The sequence below is a fragment of the Endozoicomonas ascidiicola genome, assembly GCF_001646945.1.
Lineage (GTDB): Bacteria > Pseudomonadota > Gammaproteobacteria > Pseudomonadales > Endozoicomonadaceae > Endozoicomonas > Endozoicomonas ascidiicola.
The window spans coordinates 357,897-365,623 of record NZ_LUTV01000002.1; the positions used below are offsets into that span (position 1 = coordinate 357,897).

7 protein-coding genes are annotated in these 7,727 nt (G+C 46.8%); 5 read left to right on the forward strand and 2 right to left on the reverse strand.

The annotated features are described in order from the left end of the window. Positions 1 to 154: 154 nt before the first annotated feature. On the forward strand, positions 155 to 589 hold the full coding sequence (locus AKL11_RS05645; RefSeq protein ID WP_067515638.1) for a PTS sugar transporter subunit IIB: 435 nt from the start codon (positions 155 to 157) through the stop codon (positions 587 to 589). Beyond that, positions 586 to 3,135, forward strand: coding sequence for a phosphoenolpyruvate--protein phosphotransferase (gene ptsP, locus AKL11_RS05650; protein WP_067515639.1), 2,550 nt, complete (start codon positions 586 to 588; stop codon positions 3,133 to 3,135). The genes AKL11_RS05645 and ptsP overlap by 4 nt, the downstream gene beginning before the upstream one ends. 282 nt (positions 3,136 to 3,417) lie before the next feature. Here ptsP and AKL11_RS05655 read toward each other — a convergent pair whose 3' ends face one another. Both AKL11_RS05655 and cbpA read right to left on the reverse strand, forming a co-directional pair. Then, a complete protein-coding gene (locus tag AKL11_RS05655; protein ID WP_067515640.1) occupies positions 3,418 to 3,735 on the reverse strand; it encodes a chaperone modulator CbpM in 318 nt (105 codons plus the stop codon). Continuing rightward, positions 3,732 to 4,685 (reverse strand): curved DNA-binding protein, encoded by a 954-nt coding sequence (gene cbpA / locus AKL11_RS05660; RefSeq protein WP_067515641.1) that lies wholly within the window; start codon positions 4,683 to 4,685, stop codon positions 3,732 to 3,734. The genes AKL11_RS05655 and cbpA overlap by 4 nt, the downstream gene beginning before the upstream one ends. A gap of 177 nt (positions 4,686 to 4,862) precedes the next feature. Between cbpA and AKL11_RS05665 the strand changes: the two genes are divergently transcribed. From AKL11_RS05665 to AKL11_RS05670, 3 genes are all read left to right on the forward strand, one after another. Then, positions 4,863 to 5,309, forward strand: coding sequence for a molybdopterin-dependent oxidoreductase (locus tag AKL11_RS05665; protein ID WP_067515642.1), 447 nt, complete (start codon positions 4,863 to 4,865; stop codon positions 5,307 to 5,309). Positions 5,310 to 5,563: 254 nt separating this feature from the next. Beyond that, positions 5,564 to 5,677: a DUF4113 domain-containing protein gene (locus AKL11_RS26590; protein ID WP_366556849.1), complete on the forward strand. Its 114-nt coding sequence runs from the start codon at positions 5,564 to 5,566 to the stop codon at positions 5,675 to 5,677. 242 nt (positions 5,678 to 5,919) lie between these two features. Continuing rightward, a complete protein-coding gene (locus AKL11_RS05670; RefSeq protein WP_067515643.1) occupies positions 5,920 to 7,335 on the forward strand; it encodes a hypothetical protein in 1,416 nt (471 codons plus the stop codon). Positions 7,336 to 7,727 lie beyond the last annotated feature (392 nt).

The following is a 7,727-nucleotide window of genomic DNA, read 5'->3' on the forward strand; positions in this document are numbered from 1 at the left end:
TAGTGAGATTGCCAAACTCTGTGCATGTGGAGTGAAGCACTTTCTAATTTCTCGGGCAGGTCACAGAAGGGCTGTGATAAGAGTGCCGCGTTTGCGGCATTTTTATTGGAGCATTTCTGCGAATGTATGAGTAGTAACTGGTGGTTGATGAATCATGAGTAGTTTAGGTTTCTTCCAGCGGCTGAAAAAAGCCCTGAATTTATCCGGTGATGATGCCGTTTCATCAAAACCATCAGCGCCTGTCAGCGAACCACCCGTGTCCGCCAGCACTCCTGCCACAACCGCTTCTGAAACCAGAAAAGCAGTTGAAATCAATGCTTCACTGTTTGCAAAGCAGTGTCTGAAACTGGTGGGTGGGTATGGCAATGCTACCCGAATTGACGCCTGTGTCACCCGTATACGTCTGACCCTGAAAGATAACACTGTAGTCACCGACGCCCAGCTGAAAGCCATCGGTGCGGCAGCTGTCGTGCGTGTAGGTGATAATAATCTGCAGGTAGTGGTTGGACCAATGGCTCAGGACATCGCTGAAGAAATGAAAAAGATCCCTGCTACGGAGGATCTGTCCAAAATTGAGGTTCCTGCATGACTTCTACTGTAACTCTCTCTCTGGTGGCACCTCTCTCAGGTACGTTACGTTCCATTGATGAGTCTGTTGATCCGGTTTTTGCTGGTCGACTGATTGGTGATGGTGTTGCCATTGATCCGGCAGATTCTGTAGTCCTTGCACCCTGTGAAGGCACGATCAGCCAGTTACACGACGCTAAGCATGCGGTCGCTATTAAAACCGACGCGGGCTTGGAGATACTGATTCACGTTGGTGTTGATACGGTTGTTTTGAAGGGTGAAGGTTTCGAAGCCTTTGTCAGCATAGGCGACAAAGTCACTGTTGGTCAGAAGTTGCTGTCTTTCGACGCCGAGGTCGTGGGTGCCAAAGCTGCCAGTCTTCAGACCGCTATCATGATCACCACCGGCGAAACCGGTGTCGTCATTAATCAGGGCAGCAAAGTGACCGCTGGCCAGAGCAAAGTATTTGCCATCGGTGATAACGCTGAGCAAGAAGCGGCGAGCTTGGTATCTGAAGCCGTTCCGGCAGTTCAGCAGGAATCCATCACGTTGGTGGAGCCTTTTGTACTGAAGAATCCGGTTGGCCTGCATGCCCGTCCTTCTGCCACGCTGATTCAGATCATCAAACGTTTTAACTCTGATGTCACCATACTGAACCGTGATAACAGCAAAGAGTGCAAAGCCAACAGTCTGACAGCCATGATGGGCTTGTCGACAGTGATGGGCTCTAATCTCGAAATCACAGTGACGGGGCCTGATGCTCAGGATGCCATGACTGCTGTACTTGAAGGATTCGAGAGCGGTCTGGGAGAAGATGTTTCCGGATTTGTTGCGCCAACAACAGTTGAAGCTGAACCTGAAGAAGCACCGCTGCTGGGGCCAGTAGAAGGCGAGGATGGTCGTTTACCGGGCGTTAAAGCAGCACCGGGCATGGCGATTGGTAAGCTGCGTCACCTTGAGCAGGAACTTCCAAGCTACCCGGAAGAAGGTGTTGGCATTGCAGATGAGCTTGGGCAGTTGGATTACGGTATTCAGCAAGCCCGCGAAGCATTGCAAAAGCTGGTTACCAAAATGGAAGCTGAACACGTTGGCGGTCATGCTGAAGTGTTTGTTGCCCATCAGCAGCTGCTGGACGATCCAGCCATCAGTGAGCGAGCTCACAAGCTGATTGAGACCGGCAAAAGCGCTATGTGGGCCTGGCACAAAAGCTTTCTGGCAGAAGCCGACGATATGCGCAAGCTGGATAACCCTATGCTGGCGGCTCGCGCTATCGATGTAGAAGACGTTGGTCTTCGGGTGCTGCGTGTGCTCATGGGCATTGACGATGCCAACGAACAAATGCCGGAAAATACCATTCTGTGTCTGGAAGATATTACGCCGTCTGAAGTGGTCACGCTGGACCGCAGTCGTGTGATTGGTATTGTCACACTTCACGGTGGCGCGACTTCCCACGCAGCCATTTTGGCCGGTTCTCTGGGTATTCCATACCTGGTGAACGTGCCTGCCAGCGTACGTGACTACGACAATGGCACCGACGTTATCCTGAATACCAACAAGGGTTATGTTCTGGTTAACCCGACGCAGGAAGAAATCGGTAGAACCGTTGCCCGTCAGGAACGTGCTGCTACGGAACATGAAGAAGCCCTGAAAGTCGCGGATCAGCCTGCGGTGACTCAAGACGGACATCATGTTGAGATTGCTGCCAACATCGCTAACAACGATGATGCAGAAAAAGCGGTGAAAATGGGCGCTGAAGCGGTGGGTCTGTTGCGTTCAGAATTTCTTTATATGGAGCGTGCGGTTGAGCCGTCGATGGATGAGCAGGTGAAAGCCTATGAAGCCATTTTGACGACGATGGGCAAAGATCGTCCGGTAATTATTCGTACCCTCGACGTAGGCGGTGACAAACCGCTGGCTTATTTGCCATTGCCAAGAGAAGAGAATCCGTTCCTGGGTGAGCGTGGCGTGCGTATCGGTATCAATCGTCCGACCATGTTGCGCAAACAGGTTCGTGCGATTCTTCAGGCGGCACATGCCGGCTATGCCCGCATTATGTTTCCAATGGTCAGCTCCATTGATGAATTCCGTGCGGTGAAAAAGCTGGTTCTGGAAGAGCAGGAAAATTCCGGCGTTAAAGTAGAAGTAGGCATTATGATCGAAGTGCCTTCTGCTGCATTGTTGGCGGATCACTTTGCCAAAGAAGTGGATTTTTTCTCAATCGGTACCAACGACCTGACCCAGTACACCCTGGCAGTTGACCGTGGTCATCCAAAACTGGCGGCTCGTGTGGATGGTCTGCATCCTGCGGTTCTGCGCCTGATTGATATGACCGTAAAAGCGGCCAACAAAGAAGGCAAGTGGACGGGTATCTGCGGTAGCCTGGCCAGTGATCCGGCAGCGGTTCCTGTGCTGGTAGGTCTGGGTGTTCAGGAGTTGTCGGTGAGTGTGCCGGCTATTCCGGTGGTCAAAGCCCGTGTTCGCAGCCTGAACTACGAACAGTGCCAGCAAATCGCCCGTGAAGCACTGACTCTGTCCTTGGCGGAAGAAGTACGTCAATTGTCGGCTTAATGATGATGGAACGGCCCCATTAAAAAATGGGGCTTTCTTCGGCGTCTCGTGTCTATGCTCCGAGGCTGCTGCAGAACTCAAAACACCTCGTTCCCACGCAAAGCGAGGTTGTCGCAAAACTCCAAACACCTCGTTCCCATGCTCCGCGTGGGAATGCATACCTCGTAATTTTCAAATAGATAGATGTATGGGTTCCCACGCAAAACATGGGAGTCAGGGCTTTTGCGACACCCTCAAAGCATGGGAGCCAGAGGGGTTGTGACAATCTCTTGAATTGTTTAATTACGGGGGCAGAATACCCGGAGTGAAGCGACTAAGCCGTCGTTTCAGATGACGATTTTCGTGTTTCAGTTGATCGAGCTTCCTCAACAAATCCATCGCCAGAGCAATGCCTGGCCAGTCCACATCAAGTTCGCGGTGTAAGCGCACAGCCTTATTGGTTATCAGCAGCATCGTCGGGCTGAATTGCCATTCCTCTGCTGAAGTGCCTGACGGCTCAATAATTCCCTGCTCAATAATTTCAATAACGGTTTCTTTGGTTGCGCCGGTTCGCAGGCAGACTTCGGTGAAGCTGAAGAGGGTTGTTTGTGTCTCACTCATGATGCTTCACTCCACTCGGCTCTTGGATTGAACGGCGCCAGCTCAGCTATTTTCTGCCAATGTTCTTTAATGGGCTCATTGTTCTCCGGCATGACCACTTTCAGTAATGCATAAAGATCACCATGCACTTTTTTTCCCGGAAGGCCTTTGCCTTTCACTCTCAATCGTTGACCGCTTTGACTGTTTTCCGGAATGGTTAAACTGATTTTTCCGGAGAGTGTAGGTACCGTGATTTTTGCACCCAAAGCGGCTTCCCATGGAGCGATTGGCAGTGTGATGATCAAATTATGCCCCTCTATGTCAAACAGTGGGTGAGGGACTAACCGGATACGTAAATACAAATCGCCATTTTCTCCTCCTCCGACTCCTGGTGCCCCCTGCCCTTTCAAACGGATATGCTCGCCATCAGTAACACCGGCTGGAATTTTGACCTTCAAGGTTTTGTTCTTCTCCGTTATACGACCGTTATCGTCGTATTGGGGAATGCTGTAAGAGATCGTTTTTGATTCTTGGGACATAGTATCTTCAAGAAATACAGGCATCTCTTTTTCCAGATCTTGTCCACGCTGACTAAATGATTGGCGTCCTTCAAAACCTCTGGATCGTGAACCGCCGGAGGAGCCAAAAATGGATGAGAAAAAATCTGAAAAATCGCCCTGAAAATAATCGTCATTCCCTTCTTGTGAGCCTGACGATTGCCAACCCGGTGGTGGACGAAAGCTTTGTTGAGAGCCGCCATATTGTCGAAGCTCATCGTACTCTGCCCGTCGGGCATCGTCTTTGAGCACTTCATAGGCTTCAGCAACCGCCTTGAACTGGTTTTCAGCATCATGATGATCACTGACATCCGGATGATACTTTCTGGCGAGCTTTCGATAGGCGGCTTTGATCGTTTTTTTATCCGCGTCAGGATCGACACCCAGAATCTTGTAGTAGTCTTTGAACTCCATCGTGCATCCCGTTTTGGAACATCGGTGAGCCAAATATAGACCAAAGGGGTATCAGGTCATGTTCTCGATTTGATAAGGATGGCGGTTGAGTCTTAGCAGCTGTTCACAATCTTTCTCCTCGTTTTCCCTTTCGCTATTCGCAAAAGATTATGAACAGCTTCTTAGTGCCCGATTACCATGTTCCTGTGGACGGATGCGATTTATCGCCATTCTGAAATGACGGATAAAACCGATGGTATTCGTCGCGCTGAACGACTGAATCAGTCTATCAAGTTTATCTGGAACTATGCGGGTAACTGCATTATCAACCAGCACTCCGATATCAATCGTACTCATGAAATTCTTCAGGACGAATCTCAGTGTGAAATGATTGTGGTCATTGAAAACCACATTACGTCCAGTGCCCGTTATGCGGAAATATGGGGTATGCGATTTTCTGTGACACCGCTGTTGAGCCACTGTATGAGTGTCGTTCTGTCTACGATATGTGTTCTGAAGTGGCTAAACGACTGGGCGTTGAAGAAGCCTTCACAGAAGGGCGTGATCAGGAAGCCTGATTACGACATATCTACGCGATTTTCAAGACCCTCTCCCAATTTTCTAAAAAGGCAGGCTTCGCCCTGATGGATCTTTGTTCCGGCCAGGGGGGTGCTCAGCCTGAATAATGTAACTCCTTGGAAAGTCACGTTACTCAAGGGATCAAGCACTTTATGTGCTTTATATAGGCACATATCATCAGTAGAACCAGCAGTATTTATGCCCCTTAGGCAAGCAAGACTTCGCGCACATAATTCATACATCAATCAGGCGGAGCACCCGGCCAGGGTTTTCAGGGGGATTTACTGGCAGCAGCATCAAACCCCGAAAATGCCCGGATGATGTCGGTACTGGATGCAATCAATCAACGCTTTGGAAGCCAAACAGTGCAGCCTGTTTCAGTAGGGTGTGAGTCTCAGCAGTGGCATATGAACCAGCAGGCATTGAGTCTCTGATAATCCGACTCAGTGGGGGGGATATTATCAAAGTCCAAGTTTGATCCATTTAGAGTACTGCGCCAATTTAGAGTACTGCGCCAAGTCTGACGCAATATGAAGTGAAATTTTGAGGTTACAGTTCAAGAGTCAAGTTGGATTCAAGCAAGCTCCGGCCCAATTTTCTGCGATTTTTTGAACTAAAGTAGCTAAAAATGAGTCAAAGAGGGTTCTGAATTTTATTGAAGCTCTATAAATATACTATGAATGTAATTGCTGATAACTTTAACACTTTGAATTACACACTACTTGAGCCAAGATCTGATGGGAGGGTCGCTGTTTCCAAAAAAATTTCCGATGCCATTAGTCAAAGTCCCGCCATTGCCTTGAAAATTAGGTCCATTATTCGTTTAGATAACCCAGAAATTGATCGGTATGTAAATTGTGCTGAGAGGACTCGAAACTCAGAAGTCCGTGAAAAATTAGTTCAAAGTATTTGTTATCTTTTAACTCAAAACAAATTTACACCTGACATTGAAAATAAGATTTTGACACAGATCGCTAGACCAAGACTGAAAAAAATAAACATGACTCCCGCTGATTTACAGGATAAGCAAAAATTTGAAATCAGTGATTGCCCTGACAAATCTCATCGCATAGATCGAGAATCTCATAGTGTAAAATTACGAAATACAAACCTTCAATGGAAGTCTCATCCTCAAATAGCCAGTAATGAGTCAAGATTACATACGATTAATAATGTACTTAATTGGGTTCACCAATCTTTCGATCCTGACCAAGCCATACCGCTTACTCTAATTTCAATAGGTGCAGGTAATCTTTTAATGGAGCAAATGATTCACCTCAACTTAGTCGAAATGGGTGTTCCTGAGCAATACATCCGCTGGTGTTGTATTGATACATCCTACCGAAAAGATCTTGATAAAAATAATGGAATGTTTGAATCCTATAAAAAATCGAGAAAGAACTTCTCTGAAAACAAAGATAAAGACTATGCTCGATACTTTTCAACCGTAAATGCCTATTTATCTAAATCAACAGATGCGGGCAAATTGTGTGCTCAAGCAAGAGCAAATACTCATATTTTGTTGCTAACACTTGATCCGCCAACACCTCTTCAAGGAAGCGTACCAGAAGATTGCCTTACTCTAACAGGACGACCGACTGCGCCTGATAAGGCTAATACGGTTTTTTTTGTTTTTTCAGCAGCAGAAGATAAAGAACAACTTGAACGGATTGATCAGAGTATTGGTGCTTCCAGTCCATTAGTAGTGACTCATGGTGTGAGGCTTTGTTTCGATCAAGGAAAGATCAATTTCACACTCTCGAAGGGGTTAGAAGGCACTCTATTTAGCCAAGAATTAAAGCGTTTGCTGACAACTGCGTTTGAAAAAACATCTCAGAAAGTCAGAGATGGATCAACCACTGAGCAGATTCAGTACTTACAATCTGTATACAAAACTATCGTAGAGAAGTGTGCCATGAAGTATGGCTTGGCTGGCACAGCCATTCCGCTTTCAGAATATCAGGAAAGTGTCAATCAGCTGAAAAGATTCTTTTTTGATTCGCATGAGCTTACTTTGCCATCTGCTCATTTCAATCTTGAAAATAGTAAATCAACAGCTACTTCCTACTCTTACTCTGATCTGAGGCAGTAAAAATAAAGGCCTAAACCCAATTGCATTTATAAGCCTATAAATATCTTCGATATCAATAAGTTATAGATAATTATATTGTTGCTTAAACCAAAACTCATTTGAAACATACGGTTCTAAATGAGCAGATAAATTGATCCAAAGCATGAAACGAAAAACGATTCAAGACGTATAATTACAGATCATTTTTTGCCATAACTATTCGATTCATGCTTAAAGTCCTACACGATAAATGGAATCAATCCCCAGAATGCCTCTATCAATCTGGATTATCAGAACCTCACCATAGGACGCGCGAACGCTTTATGGCCCTTTATCAAGTCTGTTGTGAGCAATCCGCTTCACAGGTGGCCTTCAGCACCAAACGCGCAACACACACCTTGTGGAAATGGATC